The sequence below is a fragment of the Pseudomonas campi genome, assembly GCF_013200955.2.
GTDB lineage: Bacteria > Pseudomonadota > Gammaproteobacteria > Pseudomonadales > Pseudomonadaceae > Aquipseudomonas > Aquipseudomonas campi.
Map to the genome: position 1 here is coordinate 2,553,873 of NZ_CP053697.2, position 15,546 is coordinate 2,569,418.

The 15,546-nt window shown below is 62.7% G+C and carries 15 protein-coding genes and 1 tRNA gene; 6 read left to right on the plus strand and 10 right to left on the minus strand.

All coding sequences use genetic code 11. The features are described 5' to 3' along the window. Nucleotides 1-2: 2 nt before the first annotated feature. Nucleotides 3-1,349: a class II 3-deoxy-7-phosphoheptulonate synthase gene (locus tag HNE05_RS11895; protein ID WP_173207344.1), complete on the plus strand. Its 1,347-nt coding sequence runs from the start codon at nt 3-5 to the stop codon at nt 1,347-1,349. Nucleotides 1,350-1,550: 201 nt separating this feature from the next. Then, a complete protein-coding gene (loiP, locus tag HNE05_RS11900) occupies nt 1,551-2,303 on the plus strand; it encodes a metalloprotease LoiP (RefSeq protein ID WP_173207347.1) in 753 nt (250 codons plus the stop codon). Nucleotides 2,304-2,391: 88 nt separating this feature from the next. Here loiP and HNE05_RS11905 read toward each other — a convergent pair whose 3' ends face one another. The 3 genes from HNE05_RS11905 to HNE05_RS11915 all read right to left on the minus strand — a co-directional run bounded on the left by HNE05_RS11905 (nt 2,392) and on the right by HNE05_RS11915 (nt 4,485). Beyond that, the gene (locus tag HNE05_RS11905; protein ID WP_173207351.1) at nt 2,392-3,606 is read right to left on the minus strand and encodes a winged helix-turn-helix domain-containing protein; all 1,215 of its coding nucleotides are present in this window, start codon (nt 3,604-3,606) and stop codon (nt 2,392-2,394) included. Nucleotides 3,607-3,655: 49 nt separating this feature from the next. Further along, nucleotides 3,656-4,117: a DUF3291 domain-containing protein gene (locus HNE05_RS11910; protein ID WP_173207354.1), complete on the minus strand. Its 462-nt coding sequence runs from the start codon at nt 4,115-4,117 to the stop codon at nt 3,656-3,658. Nucleotides 4,118-4,251: 134 nt separating this feature from the next. Beyond that, on the minus strand, nt 4,252-4,485 hold the full coding sequence (locus tag HNE05_RS11915) for a DUF1127 domain-containing protein (RefSeq protein WP_173207357.1): 234 nt from the start codon (nt 4,483-4,485) through the stop codon (nt 4,252-4,254). Between the two features lie 97 nt (nt 4,486-4,582). On the opposite strand from HNE05_RS11915, the gene HNE05_RS11920 reads away from it, so the two are divergent. After that, the gene (locus HNE05_RS11920) at nt 4,583-5,437 is read left to right on the plus strand and encodes a LysR substrate-binding domain-containing protein (protein ID WP_173207360.1); all 855 of its coding nucleotides are present in this window, start codon (nt 4,583-4,585) and stop codon (nt 5,435-5,437) included. A gap of 67 nt (nt 5,438-5,504) precedes the next feature. Here the strand turns inward: HNE05_RS11920 and HNE05_RS11925 are convergent, their stop codons facing one another. The 6 genes from HNE05_RS11925 to HNE05_RS11950 all read right to left on the minus strand — a co-directional run bounded on the left by HNE05_RS11925 (nt 5,505) and on the right by HNE05_RS11950 (nt 11,144). Further along, nucleotides 5,505-6,020, minus strand: coding sequence for an RDD family protein (locus HNE05_RS11925; protein WP_173207363.1), 516 nt, complete (start codon nt 6,018-6,020; stop codon nt 5,505-5,507). A 129-nt stretch (nt 6,021-6,149) separates the two neighbouring features. Then, nucleotides 6,150-6,725, minus strand: a complete 576-nt coding sequence (gene efp / locus HNE05_RS11930) for an elongation factor P (RefSeq protein WP_173207365.1) — start codon at nt 6,723-6,725, stop codon at nt 6,150-6,152. 34 nt (nt 6,726-6,759) lie between these two features. Then, nucleotides 6,760-7,905, minus strand: a complete 1,146-nt coding sequence (earP, locus tag HNE05_RS11935; RefSeq protein WP_173207366.1) for an elongation factor P maturation arginine rhamnosyltransferase EarP — start codon at nt 7,903-7,905, stop codon at nt 6,760-6,762. A gap of 227 nt (nt 7,906-8,132) precedes the next feature. Then, nucleotides 8,133-10,508 (minus strand): diguanylate cyclase domain-containing protein, encoded by a 2,376-nt coding sequence (locus HNE05_RS11940; RefSeq protein WP_173207368.1) that lies wholly within the window; start codon nt 10,506-10,508, stop codon nt 8,133-8,135. A 235-nt stretch (nt 10,509-10,743) separates the two neighbouring features. Beyond that, nucleotides 10,744-10,833 (minus strand) — tRNA-Ser (locus tag HNE05_RS11945). 92 nt (nt 10,834-10,925) lie between these two features. Then, nucleotides 10,926-11,144, minus strand: coding sequence for a hypothetical protein (locus tag HNE05_RS11950; RefSeq protein WP_173207370.1), 219 nt, complete (start codon nt 11,142-11,144; stop codon nt 10,926-10,928). Between the two features lie 196 nt (nt 11,145-11,340). Between HNE05_RS11950 and HNE05_RS11955 the strand changes: the two genes are divergently transcribed. Further along, nucleotides 11,341-12,030 carry a crotonase/enoyl-CoA hydratase family protein gene (locus HNE05_RS11955; RefSeq protein ID WP_173207372.1) on the plus strand — a complete coding sequence of 230 codons (690 nt, stop codon included), beginning with the start codon at nt 11,341-11,343 and terminating at the stop codon, nt 12,028-12,030. Nucleotides 12,031-12,208: 178 nt separating this feature from the next. Here HNE05_RS11955 and HNE05_RS11960 read toward each other — a convergent pair whose 3' ends face one another. After that, a complete protein-coding gene (locus tag HNE05_RS11960) occupies nt 12,209-13,162 on the minus strand; it encodes a transposase (protein ID WP_173207237.1) in 954 nt (317 codons plus the stop codon). Between the two features lie 464 nt (nt 13,163-13,626). Between HNE05_RS11960 and HNE05_RS11965 the strand changes: the two genes are divergently transcribed. Further along, on the plus strand, nt 13,627-14,349 hold the full coding sequence (locus HNE05_RS11965; RefSeq protein ID WP_173207374.1) for a 1-acylglycerol-3-phosphate O-acyltransferase: 723 nt from the start codon (nt 13,627-13,629) through the stop codon (nt 14,347-14,349). Nucleotides 14,350-14,475: 126 nt separating this feature from the next. After that, nucleotides 14,476-15,447 (plus strand): magnesium and cobalt transport protein CorA, encoded by a 972-nt coding sequence (locus tag HNE05_RS11970; protein ID WP_173207377.1) that lies wholly within the window; start codon nt 14,476-14,478, stop codon nt 15,445-15,447. Nucleotides 15,448-15,546 lie beyond the last annotated feature (99 nt).

The window sequence follows — 15,546 nt, forward strand, 5'->3', positions numbered from 1 at the left end:
CGATGTCGCACGCCTGGAGCCCCGAAAGCTGGAGAAGCAAGCCGATCCAGCAACAACCCGTCTACCCTGACCTCGCCCACCTGCAACGGGTCGAGCAGACCCTGGCCGGTTATCCGCCGCTGGTGTTTGCCGGCGAGGCGCGCGAGCTGCGCCGCCAGTTTGCCGAGGTCACCCAGGGTCGGGCTTTTCTCCTGCAGGGTGGCGACTGCGCGGAAAGCTTCGCCGAATTCTCCACCCTGAAGATCCGCGACACCTTCAAGGTGTTGCTGCAGATGGCCATCGTCATGACCTTCGCTGCCGGCTGCCCAGTGGTGAAAGTCGGGCGCATGGCCGGGCAGTTCGCCAAGCCGCGCTCGGCCAATGACGAAACCATCAATGGCGTGACCCTGCCGGCCTACCGCGGCGACATCGTCAATGGCATCGACTTCGACGAGAAAAGCCGTGTACCGGACCCGGAGCGCCTGCTGCAGGCCTACCACCAGGCCACCGCCAGCCTCAACCTGCTGCGCGCCTTCGCCCAGGGCGGCTTCGCCGACCTGCACCAGGTGCACCAGTGGAACCTCGACTTCATCGCCAACTCAGCGCTGGGCGAGAAGTACAGCCAGCTGGCCGACCGCATCGACGAGACCCTGGCCTTCATGCGCGCCTGCGGCATGGACGGCGCCGCCCAGGTGCGCGAAACCAACTTCTTCACCGCCCACGAGGCCCTGCTGCTCGGCTACGAGCAGGCCTTCGTGCGCAAGGACAGCCTCACCGGCGGCTGGTACGACTGCTCCGCGCACATGCTGTGGATCGGCGACCGCACCCGCCAACTGGACGGCGCCCATGTCGAGTTCCTGCGCGGCGTCGGCAACCCGATCGGGGTCAAGGTCGGCCCGAGCATGGACCCGGACGAGCTGATCCGCCTGATCGACATCCTCAATCCGGACAACGACCCCGGCCGCCTCAACCTGATCGTGCGCATGGGCGCCGACAAGGTCGAAGCGCACTTCCCGCGTCTGCTGCGCAAGGTGCAAAGCGAAGGCAAGCAGGTGCTGTGGAGCTCCGACCCCATGCACGGCAACACCATCAAGGCCAGCAGCGGCTACAAGACCCGCGACTTCGCGCAGATCCTCTCCGAGGTGAAGCAGTTCTTCGCCGTGCACCAGGCCGAGGGCACCTATGCCGGCGGCATCCATATCGAGATGACCGGGCAGAACGTCACCGAATGCATCGGCGGCGCGCGACCGATCACCGAAGCCGGCCTGTCGGACCGCTACCACACCCACTGCGACCCACGGATGAACGCCGACCAGTCCCTGGAACTGGCCTTCATGATTGCCGAGACGCTAAAACAGGTACGCCGCTAAGGAGCCAGACCCGGAGGGCGCCGCACGGCAACCTCCGGGCCAGAGTGAGACCTGTTTCAGCGCCCGAACCGATCACCTGTGCAACAATTCGCGCAGTCTGCGGGCTCCGGTGTCTTGAGTCCGGAACGTGATCCAGCGCTCTGCAAGCACCGCCCAGCCGGGAATGACTCGCGGCTTATACCCCACCAAGGAAGATGACCGATGAAACTGCAATTCCCCCTTTCCGCCCTCGCCTTCGCCACCCTGCTCAGCGGCTGCCAGAACATGAGCCCGGACGCCATGCTGCAAACCGGCATGATGGCCGTGCAGGCCGCCACCCTCAGCGATGCCGAAGTGAAGAGCCAGGCCGATCAGGCCTGTGTGCAGATGGACGCCGAAGCGCCCATCGCACCGGCTGACAGCAAATACAGCCAGCGCCTGGACAAGATCGCCGCCAACCTCGGCAGCCAGATTCATGGCACCCCGGTGAACTACAAGGTCTACCTGACCGACGAGGTCAACGCCTGGGCCATGGCCAACGGTTGCGTGCGCGTGTACAGCGGTCTGATGGACCTGATGACCGACAACGAAGTGGAAGGTGTACTCGGCCACGAGATGGGCCACGTCGCCCTCGGCCACACCAAGAAGGCCATGCAGGCCGCCTACGCCACCTCGGCCGCGCGCAATGCCGCCGCGTCCTCGGGCAATGGCGCCGCAGCGGCGCTGTCCAGCTCGCAAATCGGCGAACTGGGCGAGGCCCTGGTCAACGCACAGTTCTCGCAGTCCCAGGAATCCGATGCCGACGACTTCTCCTTCGACCTGCTGACCCAGCGCGGCGTCAACCGCGAAGGCCTGGTCACCGCCTTCGAGAAGCTGGCCAAGCTGGGTAGTGGCGAGAGCAGCATGTTCGACTCCCACCCGGCTTCCGCCGAACGCGCCGCGCATATCCGCGCACGTATCGCCGCCAATAAGTAAGTTGCCATCTCGGGGCTGCGGCCCCGTTTTTTGTAGGAGCCAGCTTGCTGGCGATCAGTGGCCCAGCGGATCGCCAGCAAGCTGGCTGCTACAGGTCACTCGCCAATAGCGGCCGCAAGCGTGTGGCCTCAGACGACCGGCAATTCAGCACCACCCGCTGCAGTCCCAGCCAGCTCGCCAGCGCTTGCAGCTGAGTCGCCAGAGCCTGCAGTGCGTCCTCATTCAAGCCACTCTCCTCCCCATGTACGGCATGCACCGCCAGGCGCCCCTGTGCCCGCTCGCTACGCAGATCGAGCCGCGCCAGCAATCGCTCGTCATGCAGAAACGGCAGCACGTAGTAGCCATACACGCGCTTGTGTTGCGGCGTGTAGATTTCCAGACGGTAGTGGAAGTCGAACAGCCGCTCGGTGCGTTCGCGCGCCCAGATCAGCGAGTCGAAGGGAGACAACAGGGCGCTGGCCTTGATCCGCCGCGGCAGCTTTGGCTCGCCACGACAATAGGCCGGCTGCGTCCAGCCCTCGACCGCGACGTGCTGCAGTTCACCGGCCTCGACCAGCTCGGCAATCCGCACCTTGGTTTCGGCAGCGTCCAGTCGGTAGTAATCGCGCAGATCCTTTGCCGTCGCTACCCCCAAGGCATCTGCCGAGCGCAGCAGCAACTGGCGCTGCGCCTCGTCTTCATGCAGTTCTGGATGCTCGAACTGCGCCGGCGGGATCACCCGCTCCGGCAGGTCGTAGAGGCGCTCGAAGCCACGCCGCCCGGCCACCGTCACCTCGCCAGCAGCGAACAACCATTCCAGCGCATGCTTCTCTGCGCTCCAGTCCCACCAGGGTCCGGCCCGCTCGGTACGGGTGGTCAGGCTGCCGGCACCCAGGGCGCCCTGCTCGCGCACGCTGCGCAATACGCGGGCGATGACCTCGCGCTGCTGCCGACCGAACTCGGCCAGTTGCCGATAGATGCCCTGGCCATCGGCCGCCCGGCGCATGCGCCAACGCAGCAACGGATACAGCTCCAGCGGCAGCAGGGACGCTTCATGCCCCCAGTACTCGAACAGCGCACGGCGCCGTGGTTGGCCCCAGGCCAGTTCGTCGAGCAGCTCGGGTGGGTAGTGGCCGAGACGCGAAAAACCTGGCAGGTAGTGCGAGCGCACCAGGGCATTGACCGAGTCGATCTGCAGTACGCCGAGGCGCTCGATCTGCGCCCGCAACTGGCGATGGCCAATGGCTCCGCGCGGCGGGCGGCCGAAGCCCTGGGCGGCCAGGGCCAGGCGGCGGGCTTGCGACAAGGAGAGGGAAAGGCTCATGGCGACCTATGCTAGCCGCATTCGCCGACAGCGCCAGCCCTCACCTCACTCAACTGGCGGACAAGCTGGCAGGAGCGGCATAGCGTTCGCGAAAGCTGAACGCCTCGCCAGTCGACCCCAGCTCACGCAACAGCTGCAGACGCTCGGCGGCCTCGTGGACATCCGGCAGATGCCCGGCCGGCACCCACCACAGCACCATGTGCGCCTCGCCCAGGCGGCTGAACCATTCCTTGCGACGCTTGAGCATCTCGGTATGGGCGGATTTGTAGACGTAGTCGCTGAGCGATTCGACATCCTGCCAAAGCGACAGATTGACCAGCATCTGCGCGCCGAACGGACGGATCGCAGTGGCATCGCCCGCCTCGTCCTGCAGACGCCAGACATAGCCTGGCGAACTCTCGGCCAGGGCATTGATGCGCTCCAGATTGGCGACGAAGTCGGCCATACCCGGTGACTCCAGGGGTTCCTTCATGCTGGCGATATTCAGTTGCGCGAGGTGGTAACGAGACATACTGACTCCTTGCTCCAATACCCTGTCTCTCATTCAGCCAACCGGCGTGCTGCCAGCAGCCGCTTGCGCCTCAGGCCTGCTGGCCGGCCCGCCTGGCTCCAGCAGCGCCTCTCCATGCCTCGAGACATAACTGCTCAACGCTTGAGCGGGTCGTCCCAGAACGGCCGCTCGCTTTCCTGCAACACATCGGCCCGGCTCAGGCCCAAGTCCTTCAGCGCATGGCCATCCAGCATGGCCAGCCGGCGACGCTGCTCAGCCAGCTCCCACCAGCGTACGACTTGACGCCAGGCGGCCTTGAGCAGATACAGGGGACGCACCCGTCCGATACTGATCGACTGTGCTACGGCATAACCTTTTTGACCTTTCATCTCGACGCCCTCCTTGTGGGGTTGGCGTCAGTCTCGCGCCGGGATTAAGATCAATCCAACGAATGTTTCTTATGCGAGACATCTTGGAGATTGATCAATGGCCCATTACCCAAGCATAGACACCGAGCTGCTGCGCAGCTTCGTCGCCATCGCCGACCTGGGTGGTTTCACCCGCGCGGCCGAGGCGGTCAACCGCACCCAGTCGGCCATCAGCATGCAGATGAAGCGCCTGGAGGAGGATGTGCTGCAACGCTCGCTGTTCCAGCGCGACGGCCGCCAGGTGCGCCTCACCGCCGAAGGCCAGGTGCTGCTCGGCTACGCACGGCGCATCCTCAAGCTGCATGGCGAGGTGTTCAACACCCTGCGCGAACCGCATATGGTCGGCTCGGTACGCATCGGCACGCCGGACGACTACGTGATGCGCTTCATGCCCGGCATCCTCGCGCGCTTCGCCCAGGCCTACCCGCTGGTGCAGGTGGAGCTGCACTGCGAGCCGTCCTTCCAGCTGCTGCAGCGCCAGGACCTCGATCTGACCATCGTCACCCGCGAGCCGGGCAAGGAGATCGGCCAGCTACTGCGTCAGGAGCGCTTCGTCTGGGCCGAGGCCATCGGCTTCAGCCCCCACGAACAGACGCCCATGCCGCTGGCCATGTTCAATGCCGACTGTTTCTGCCGCGCCTGGGCCTGCAACGCGCTGGACGCCATGGAGCGCGAGTACCGCATCGCCTACACCAGCCCCAGCCTGTCGGCGATCTTCGCCGTGGTCAGCGCCGGCCTGGCGGTCACCGCCCAGTTGCAGAGCCTGATCACCCCGGACATGCGCATCATCGGCGAGGCCGAGGGGCTGCCGACGCTGCCGCAGACCAGTATCGTGCTGCTGCGCAACCAGCACAGCCAATCCCAGGTCAGCGAAACTCTGGCCGAGCATATCGTCGAGGGCTTTCGTCTCTGAGAAACGCCGCGCCTCGACTATCAGGCACTTGAACTAGGGCGCTCCCGGCCCTGCAACTGCGTTGAATTCAGAACCTGGCAGGAGCCTGCACGACGCGTGTGCTGGCCACCAGATCATGCAGGCAGCGACGATCACCACGGAAGATGCTCAGGCAATCGGCCAGACCAATCACCCCGCCCAGCAACGGAATGGCGGTAACGACCCAGAGCAATAGGTAGCGCTTGGCGACCATGGGCAGAAAGTCCGGCACATTGCCCTGCAGGTCGACGATGGCAATACGGAGCAGGTACTTGCCAACCGTCTGCCCGTAATTCTTCAGCAGGTAGCCATGGATCAGCACGAAGGCCAGCATGCCGACCAGCAGGCCCGTCAGCTGCTGCATCAGGCTCGGCTCGAGCCCCTGCTTGACGGCATCGAAGGCTCCGCTGAGAAAAGCGACCGGCACGCTGACCATGGCCAGCAGCAAGGTATCGATCAACACGGCGCCCAGCCTGGCCCCGCGTGAAGCCAGAAGGAACTGATCCGGGGCTTGTGCCTGCAAATCAGCCTGAGGAGCCTGATAGGGGTTCTGACTCTGTTCCATACAAACATTCCTTGTTCCAGTGAGAGGCTGCAATCCTGCCTCGTGCTCGACTATCCGGGCAATATCCCGCCCATAAAAAAGCCCGGCACATGACCGGGCTTCTTGTCACTCGCGGTACAGACGGAAGGCTTAAGCCTGCGGCGCCTGGGTACGGCCCTTGTAGGAACCGTCGCGGGTGTCGATCTCGATCCAGTCGTCAATGTTGCAGAAGTCTGCAACCTTGACTTCAGTACCGTTGCTCAGCTTGGCCGGCTTCATGACCTTGCCGGAAGTGTCGCCACGGGCGGAACCTTCGGTGTAGGTGATCTGGCGAACGATGGTAGTCGGCAGGTCAACGGAGATCACTTTGCCTTCGAAGAACACAGCTTCGCAGATGTCGGTCATGCCTTCTTCGATGAACGGCAGAACGCTTTCCAGGTCTTCTTCGCGCAGTTCGTAGGAGTTGAACTCCGGATCCATGAACACGTAGTCGGTGCCGCTGATGTACGACAGGGTCACTTCCTTACGCTCAAGGATAACCGGCTCCATCTTGTCGTCGGCCTTGTAAACGGTCTCGGTCTTCGAGCCGTTGATCAGGTTCTTCAGCTTCATTTTGACGATGGCGCTGTTACGACCGGACTTGGTGAACTCGGCTTTCTGGATCAGCCAAGGTTGACCGTCGATCAGGGCCACACTGTTGGGCTTCATTTCTTGTGCGGTTTTCATACGAATATCCGGATTTTGATGGAGGTACGAATTTCTAAGCCGCGCATGATAGCCAATTTCGGTAAAACTCTGCCAGCGCCGCAGCAAGATCAGGACGAGAGGCCTGTTGCAGACACCAGCGCTCGGCGTGTTCGCTCACCTCGGGCCAGACTTTCTGCAACGCTGCCCAGCTTTCGTCCATGCCTTGTCCGCTATTCCACGCCCGCCACAAGTCGCCCAGCGCCGTCGCAGCCTCGGCCGAAAGCTCCTGCAGGTACAGCTGCAGGAACGCTTCGAGCTTGTCCAGGTGCGCCTGCTCTTGCTGCACGTAGATATGCCAGAGCAACGGCCGCCCCGCCCACTGCGCGCGCACGAAGGAGTCCTCGCCGCGCACCGCGTTGAAATCGCAGCTCCACAGCAGCAGGTCGTAATCCTCCTGACGGACGAATGGCAACAGGTGAACCTGCAGGTTACCGCGTCGCCAACTACCACCCGGCGACAACTCGGCCTCGCCCAGCCAGGCCTGCAAATCGCCGAGGATGCGCCCTGGCGGCACCAGCAGCTGGGTCGGCCGGGCATCCGCGGCCAATGCCTCCAGCCAGCTGGACAGCCTCGGATTCTCGTAGGCGAACAGGGAAATCAACCGCGCGCCATCGAGCAGCGGCACGCCCAACCCGGCGAGAAACGCCACGCGCGCCGCCGGCTCGGCCTGAAACGCCCGGCGCCGCGCGAGCAAATCGCCTTCGCGCAGCAGGCCGCCGGTCTGCCCGGTAAAACCGGGAAAGAAGAAGAATTTCTGCAGGCCACCAGGCTGCGGCGATGGCAACCCATGGCAACCACCGACCCAATCCTCGGCACTCAGGTATTCCAGGTTCAGCCACAGCGGTTTACGCACCTGGGCGGCCATCGCGCCGACGAACGCCGCCGGCAGATGGCAGGCAAACGCCTCGATCACCACCTCGCCCGGCTGCGCGCCCTGCCAGTCGGCAGACCAATGACAGACCTCTACTCCATCCAGCCATTGGCAGGCAGCCTGCGTGTCGGCTTGCGGGCACAGGCGCTGCAGCGCCGCCAGCTCGTCCACCCACAAACGCACGGCCACGGCGTGCTCGGCCACCAGCTGCCGGGCCAGGCGCCAGGTCACACCGATATCGCCGTAGTTATCCACCACCGCGCAGAAAATGTCCCAACGGGCGCGCATAGGCCGCTCCCCTGCAAAGAATCGACGCACCTTAAGCGCTTGTCAGAAAGAGAGAAAGTCCCAGGGTCGGTTGACCCCGTCGCGCGATAAACCGCTCAGTCCGTAGCCCGGATGCAATCCGGGAAACAGACAGCGCTGCTCCCGGATTGCATCCGGGCTACGACTGACAACACGGACAGCCCCTCTACCACTGGCGGGAGTCGGTTAGGGCGGCCCGTACTAGCCGTTCAGGACGACAGGGAAAAGCGATTCCTTCCCGCCTGCTTGGCCTGGTAGAGCGCCTGATCGGCTTTTTCCAGCAAGGTTTCCGGGCAGGGCGTCTGCGCATCGAGCATCGCCACGCCAATGCTGGTGGAGACCGCCAGGCTGTGCTGACGAATCTGTAACGGCTCGACCATGGCCTCAATGACCTTGGCTGCCACTTCACAGGCAAGTTCTGCCGACGACAGGTGCTGCAACAGAATGACGAACTCATCGCCCCCCAGACGCGCCACCACATCGCTGGTGCGCACGCTGCGCTGCAGGCGTGCGGCAAAGATCTTCAACACCTCGTCGCCCACGGCATGACCGAGGTTGTCGTTGATCTCCTTGAAGTGGTCGACGTCCAGGTAGAGCAAAGCCAGATCGCAACTGCCGGGCCCGTGTTCGGCGATCGCACGCTCCAGCGTCTCCATGATCGCAGCACGATTGAGCAGGCCGGTGAGGCTGTCGCGCAGGGCGCGCAAGCGGAACTGCTGCTCCAGCGCCCAGCGCTCGGTAATGTCCCAGAGAATCAGATAGAAACCGCGCACCTCACCGCCAATATCCCGTTCAGGCACATAGCGCACCTCCAGATAGCGCTCGTTGCCCTGCACCTTGAGCGCCCGCTCGAAAGAAGTCTGCTGCCCCGCCAAGGCCTGCGCCACATGGGGCTGGATGAAGGCGTACTCATCGGCGCCGAGCAACTCAAGCAACGAGTGGCCAAGGCACTGCGCCTCGATCTTGCCGAACGTCTGCAAGAACGGTTTGTTGCAGTACCGCAGCACTTCGCGCATGTCGATAAAGGCCACCACGGCGGGAATGGCATCGGTGACCGAACGCAGCAACTGCTGATTGAGCAGCACCTCCTGCTCAGTCCGCTTGCGCTCGGTGACATCCCGCATGAAGGCACTGAACTCCCGCTCCGCACCGCTGCCACTGGTGCTGATGGTGATCTCCACGATCAGCTCACTGCCATCCTTGCGCAGAGCCGGCAATTCGACCCGGCGATTGATCACCGGCCCCTGGCCGGTTCTGATGAAACGCGCCATGCCTTCATGATGCGCGTTGCCGAGGCGCTCCGGGATGATCACCGAGGTCAGCGGGCGGCCGATCACTTCGCCACGCTCCCAGCCAAATATGCGGCTGGCCTCGGAGTTCCAGTCGGTAATTTCGCTCTGCTCGTTGACGCAGACGAAAGCCTCATGGGAACTCTCGATAATGCGCTGGGTACGCTCGACGTTGGCGCGCAGCACCGCCTCGGACGCCATGCGTTTGGCCACTTCCTCGGTACGCTCTGCGAGCAGGCGCTGGTTGTTCTCGAAATCGACCTGATGACCCAGCTCCGAGCCCAGCAGGCCGGCCATCAGCTGTAACGTCTGTACATCCGTGGCGCTAAAGGCGTTCGCTTGCGACGCCATGATCTTCAGTACACCGACAGCCTTGCCCGCCAGCAATAAGGGCGCCACCACCATCGAGGCCACGCCGATCTTGCGGCACGCTGCCAGATCGACCCGTGGATCCTGCTCGGTATCGGCCGACATCAGCACTGCGGCCGAACGCACGCAGAGCCCGGAGAGGCTGCTGCCAATGGCCAGGCGCACGCCCACGAATGGCGCCACGCTGCCAGAGGCGGCGCGATAGACCATTTCCTCCCCCTCAACCAGCTCGACCGCCGCCCCCGAGGCCGGCGTCAGCTCCTGCATCTGCTGCACCACCAGGTTGAGGAACAGGTCGAGATCCAGCTCGGCCTCGGCCAGGCGAGTCTGGGTCGCGATAATCCGCGCCAGGTTATCGGTATGCGACTGCAACTGACGCAGCAAATACTCGCCCTTCTGCACTTCGGCCAGCAGGTGGGTATTGACCCGCTCGATCAGCATCGTGCGCTCGAGCACCTGTTCCTGCAGGCGTTGCTGAACCCCAGCCAGCGACTCGGCAGCGCGTTTCTGGTCATCGATATCGGTACAGGTGCCCAACCACTTGAGAATCTGCCCGTCGGCCTGGCGCAGTGGCTCCGCGCGCCCCAGATGCCAGCGATAAGTCTGGTCGGCGGCCCGCCGAAAGCGATACTCCATTGCATAGGACTCGCCAGTGGCCAGCGCCTGCTGCCAGCGAGCAAGCGTAGGGGGCAGATCATCTGGGTGAAGAACGTCCTGCCAGCCTCTCTCGTCCGGGATGCCCGGCCTGGCGCCGATAAAATCCCACCAGCGCCAGTTGAAATAGTCGACGGCGCCATCCGCACGGGCCGTCCAGACGATCAGGGGCAAGCCATCCGCCATCTGGCGGAACCAGCGTTCGCCATCCAAACCATGCAGTGCCTGGACGAGCCCTAAGGTCAGGCCGCTTTCAGGGTCAGCTTCGCTCATCGCACATCCGCGCCAGCTCGGGGCTGGATCAAGGCTGGAGGGGGTATCGACTTCCTATAACAGTAGTCCAGCACCCTGGGCTTGGCAGTAATCCTGCTCCGGGACAGTGGGACGGCGCATCCGAGCCATCGGCGCAGCCCCCGAAAAACCTGGTCGAGCTGTACTTGCCGAGGATTGGCGAGCGCCAGAAACAAAAAACCCCTGAAAGACTGCTCTTTCAGGGGTTTGATTTGTCTGGCGGTGAAGGTGGGATTCGAACCCACGATACGGTTTCCCGTATACACACTTTCCAGGCGTGCTCCTTCAACCGCTCGGACACTTCACCGGGTCTCGTCGAACTGGTCAGTCCGTCGAGGCGCGCTAATGTAGCCGAACGGCCTGTTTAAGGCAAAAGTTTTTTTCAGTCGATTCATGCGCTTATGCAGAATGCCGGACGCGCTGGCGGCGTTCCTGCCTGACCTCGGTGAAGCGCTGGCCACCGAATAGAAGGAAACCCAGGGAAAAGAACAGGCTCAGGGCAAACACCTGCACCACGCCTGAAGGCGTATGACTGTGGCTGCTGCCGGCCCACAGGATCAGGCCCAACAGCAGAAGGGCTGCGCTGACCCGCAAAATCAGGGGGATCATTCGATACATGTTCGGCACTCCTCAGGTTGCTGGCTAACCTAAGACGTCATGGGGTATAGCAGCCAATTGGCTGAGCCGACGACCTCGATAGATGACAGCAGACCAGTGGCAATGACCAGGCGGTCAGCCAAAGCGCTTTACCCGCGGCGCCCCGCTGGGTAACGTCAGCGCCACTTCAGCCCACCCCAGGACTAGGAACCCCGCCATGAGCGACCTGATCAGCTACCAACTCGAAGACGGCATTGCCACCCTGACCCTGAACAACGGCAAGGTGAACGCTATCTCCCCGGACGTGATTGCCGCCTTCAATGCCGCCCTGGATCAGGCCGTGCAGGATCGTGCCGTGGTGATCATCACCGGCCAGCCGGGCATCCTTTCCGGCGGTTACGACCTCAAGGTGATGACTTCCGGCCCGCAGAACGCCGTGGCCCTGGTCACCGCCGGCTCCACCCTGGCGCGCCGGATGCTGTCGCACCCCTTCCCGATCATCGTCGCCTGCCCAGGCCATGCCATTGCCAAGGGTGCTTTCATCCTGCTCTCGGCGGACTACCGCATCGGCGTGGAAGGCCCGTTCAACATCGGCCTGAACGAAGTGCAGATCGGCATGACCATGCACCACGCCGGCATCGAGCTGGCCCGTGACCGCCTGCGCAAGTCGGCCTTCCACCGCTCGGTGATCAATGGCGAGATCTTCAACCCGGAAGGCGCCGTGGATGCCGGCTTCCTCGACAAGGTGGTGCCGGTCGAGCAACTGATGGCCACTGCCGTCGCTGTCGCCCAGCAGTTGAAGAAGATCAACATGACCGCGCACAAGAACACCAAGCTGAAAGTGCGCAAGGCCTTCCTGGAAACCCTGGACAAGGCCATCGAGCTGGATCAGCAGCACCTCGGCTGATCGTTGCGCTACCCGCAAAGCCCGGGCTAACGCCTGATGCTGTTCACTTAAGAAAAACGCCGCCTCCTCCTGGAAAGCGGCGTTTTTTCTTGCAGCAAATGCAGCGGCCATGCAACGGGATAATGACTTCTGGCAACACGAACAGTCCCCTCTCCCACTTGTGGGAGATTCTATGTTGCTACGCAACACCTTCCATCCCTGCCGGCTGATATTCGCTTTGGTTTTTCATCAAGGCGAATGCCACCCGTGCGATCTTTCTGGCCATGATCACGTAGACCTGCGTGGCCTTTAGGCCACGTGCCAAATAGCGCTCGTAAACAGGCTTCCAGATGTCACTGCGGGACGCGGCCATGGACGCGTTGTGCAGCAACCGCCGCGGCTCAGAGTCGCCTCGTTTGGATAGGCGTCGGCGCCCTGTTTTCTGGCCAGAGTCGCTTACCCGCAAGTCCAGCCCCAAGAAGGCGATAAACGCATCGCTGCTTTTAAAATCACCCCGTGAAAACGAGGTTGCCAAGGCTGCGGCGGTAAGTGGTCCTACGCCCTCGATCCCCTCACACCTTCGTACTTGGGACGTTAATCCTGCTTCCTCAATTAGCGTGTGAAGCATTTTTTGAATCTGGGTATCCACCTTCGCTATTACCGCCAGTAGCTCTTTAAGCTGGCGTTTGAGCATCGGCTCGTCTGCCCAGCTCTGATTCAGGGCAACCTTGATTTGTACCAGTTGGCTTCTTTTACGCATCAGCCCCTGAAGCTTGCTAAAGCCCTTAGGTGGCGGGCTCCACGGACGCAGGTCTTCAAGTTCGTTGGTTAGGTAACGAGCTAAAAGGCGAGCATCAGAGAAGTCGGTTTTGGACCTTCCGCCGGTACCTTTGCGGTAGTTGCTAAGGCGGTAGCCGTCGATCACGTAAAGCGTATGGCCCATCGCATGAGCCAACTCCACCGTTTGTATGTGATAAGAGCTCGTGGCTTCCAGGGCGATCAAACTGCCTTTGGGCAACGATCTCAGCCACTTCTTGATCGGACCAAGCTCGTTGATGACGATAAGGGTTTCTTGCAGGTCTGCGCGATAGACGACCAGTTCAGTCTTGGCCACATCGACACCTGCGACCGTTTGCGAAGTGATGGTTGTCATGAACAATCCTCCACGCTAGGTTTTCAGGGCTTGTTGGGGCTTTTACCAAAGCGCGCTGGCTTGCCTCTATCGTCGGTTTTCCCGATGCATTCTTTATCGGCGCTCTTTGGTTGAAGAGGTGGGGCGAGGTCTCCCACGGTCTGTACTGGCTAGAGTCAGATTTGGCTTGTCGGTCCCACCACCCCTTCAAGTTTCGAACATACAAGAGGGTTAGGGAGAGGGGCGCACTTGACCACTACACGTGGCCTGCCCACCCTCTCCCCCGCCCCCTCTCCCGTGAACGGGAGAGGGGAGTAAAGTGCTATGGCCTAGTGCCGGGTTTTTGCTTTCAGGGCCGAACAAGCCACGTACCGGCGGCTATCGGAGCGGAAATGCCCGGTAATAACCTCTGATCGGGGTCAATTGCCGAAAGCAGTGCACGCCCGTACACTGCCCGCCTTTTTGTCTGCCTACAGGCCTACACGATGCTTTTCCTCCCCCGCATGCTGCTGATGGGTCTGCACTTCATCATTGCCGGAATTCTCGGCCTGCTGCTCGGCCTGTGTCGTCCGTTCAACCCGGACAACAGCCGCCTGTGCGCGCGCCTGTATTCGCTGCCGGCCCTGTGCATGCTGCGCCTGCGGGTGAAGACCGAGGTGCAGAGCCTGTACGGCCAGGAGCAATCCTGCGTGATCATTGCCAACCACCAGTCCAACTACGACCTCTACGTGCTCGGCCGCGTGGTGCCGCCGCGCACGGTGAGCATCGGCAAGAAGAGCCTGAAGTGGGTGCCGTTCTTCGGCCAACTCTACTGGCTGGCTGGCAATGTGCTGATCGACCGCGGCAATGCGCGCAAGGCCAAGGAAGCCATGCTCACCACCACCGAGACCCTGCAGCATCGCGACACCTCGATCTGGGTGTTCCCGGAAGGCACCCGCAACCTCGGCAACGGCTTGCTGCCCTTCAAGAAAGGCGCGTTCCAGATGGCCATTGCCGCCGGTGTACCGATCATTCCGGTGTGCGTCAGCAGCTACGCCAAGCGCATCAAGCTCAACAGCTGGGACAGCGGCCGCATCATGATCCGCTCGCTGCCGGCCATTCCCACCCTGGGCCTAACCCTGGACGACCTGCCGCAGTTGATGGAGCGCTGCCAGACGCTGATGCGCGAGTGCATCGAGCAGCTCGACCAGCAGCTCGCCAAGGCCTGAGGCCAACAACGCCCGAGCATAGCCCCGGTTTTTCTACCAGGGGCTTCGCGGCTGAAGCCCCACAGCCACGCTGCACACGCCCCGGCCATCGGTTAAGCTGCGCCATCGCCCCGCAGAGGAAAACCCATGGCCCAGGTCGTTGCCGCCGTCGCCTACAGCAAAGGCCGGAAAGTCGCCGACTTCACTCTCGATGAAGGCAAACAGTGGGCCACCCGGCCCGAGCATTTCGTCTGGATCGGTCTGCGCGACCCCGGCAGTGAGGAGCTGCACTGCCTGCAGCAGCAGTTCAACCTGCACGAGCTGGCCATGGAAGATGCCATCGCCCAGCACACCCGGCCCAAGCTGGAAACCTTCGGCGATGCGCTGTTCATGGTGCTCTATTCGCCGATCCGCGAAGAGGGGCGCCTGCAATTCGTGGAAACCCAGCTATTCGCCGGCAAGGGCTATGTAATCAGCGCCCGCTACGGTAACTCGGCGCCCTACTCCTCAGTGCGTCAGCGCTGTGAAGCACGCCCGCTGCTGCTCGAGCACGGCGAAGACTTCGTGCTCTACGCCCTGCTCAGCTTCGTCATGGAGAACTACCGGCCGCTGATGGACTGCATCCACGGCGAGCTGGAAGACATCGAACAGACCGTGCTTGGCCGCCCGCTGAGCCAGGCCGACGTGGAGCGCATCCACGGCCTGCGCCGCGACCTGCTGCGCCTGCGCCGACAGATCGCGCCGATGGTGGAGATCTGTCAGGAGCTGCAACAGCTCGACTTTCCCTTCATCGACAAGCACATGCGCCCGTACTTCCGCGACATCGCGATCCATGTCACGCGCCTGCTGGAGGACCTGACCGGGCTGCGGGAAATGGCCGACCATGCGATCGAGATCGGCCTGCTGCTGGAGTCTTCACGGCAGAGCGTAACCCAGCGCAAGTTCGCCGCCTGGGCGGCGATCCTGGCGTTCCCCACGGCGGTGGCGGGTATCTACGGGATGAACTTCCAGAACATGCCGGAGCTGACCTGGCAGTACGGCTACTTCGGCGTGCTCGGCATCATCACCGTTGGCTGCGTCGGCCTGTTCGCCAACTTCAAGCGCATGAACTGGCTGTAAACGTAGCCCGGATGCAATCCGGGGCAATGCACACACCTGAGCGATAGCCAGCAGCCGCCCCGGATTACATCCGGGCTACAGCGCTGGCGACTTGGTATC

Excerpts from the sequence above, each read along its gene's own strand:
- HNE05_RS11895 (WP_173207344.1), top strand. The coding sequence starts at position 3 with ATGTCGCACGCCTGGAGCCCCGAAAGCTGGAGAAGCAAGCCGATCCAG.
- loiP (WP_173207347.1), top strand. The coding sequence starts at position 1,551 with ATGAAACTGCAATTCCCCCTTTCCGCCCTCGCCTTCGCCACCCTGCTC.
- HNE05_RS11905 (WP_173207351.1), bottom strand. The coding sequence starts at position 3,606 with ATGAGCCTTTCCCTCTCCTTGTCGCAAGCCCGCCGCCTGGCCCTGGCC.
- HNE05_RS11910 (WP_173207354.1), bottom strand. The coding sequence starts at position 4,117 with ATGTCTCGTTACCACCTCGCGCAACTGAATATCGCCAGCATGAAGGAA.
- HNE05_RS11915 (WP_173207357.1), bottom strand. The coding sequence starts at position 4,485 with ATGAAAGGTCAAAAAGGTTATGCCGTAGCACAGTCGATCAGTATCGGA.
- HNE05_RS11920 (WP_173207360.1), top strand. The coding sequence starts at position 4,583 with ATGGCCCATTACCCAAGCATAGACACCGAGCTGCTGCGCAGCTTCGTC.
- HNE05_RS11925 (WP_173207363.1), bottom strand. The coding sequence starts at position 6,020 with ATGGAACAGAGTCAGAACCCCTATCAGGCTCCTCAGGCTGATTTGCAG.
- efp (WP_173207365.1), bottom strand. The coding sequence starts at position 6,725 with ATGAAAACCGCACAAGAAATGAAGCCCAACAGTGTGGCCCTGATCGAC.
- earP (WP_173207366.1), bottom strand. The coding sequence starts at position 7,905 with ATGCGCGCCCGTTGGGACATTTTCTGCGCGGTGGTGGATAACTACGGC.
- HNE05_RS11940 (WP_173207368.1), bottom strand. The coding sequence starts at position 10,508 with ATGAGCGAAGCTGACCCTGAAAGCGGCCTGACCTTAGGGCTCGTCCAG.
- HNE05_RS11950 (WP_173207370.1), bottom strand. The coding sequence starts at position 11,144 with ATGTATCGAATGATCCCCCTGATTTTGCGGGTCAGCGCAGCCCTTCTG.
- HNE05_RS11955 (WP_173207372.1), top strand. The coding sequence starts at position 11,341 with ATGAGCGACCTGATCAGCTACCAACTCGAAGACGGCATTGCCACCCTG.
- HNE05_RS11960 (WP_173207237.1), bottom strand. The coding sequence starts at position 13,162 with ATGACAACCATCACTTCGCAAACGGTCGCAGGTGTCGATGTGGCCAAG.
- HNE05_RS11965 (WP_173207374.1), top strand. The coding sequence starts at position 13,627 with ATGCTTTTCCTCCCCCGCATGCTGCTGATGGGTCTGCACTTCATCATT.
- HNE05_RS11970 (WP_173207377.1), top strand. The coding sequence starts at position 14,476 with ATGGCCCAGGTCGTTGCCGCCGTCGCCTACAGCAAAGGCCGGAAAGTC.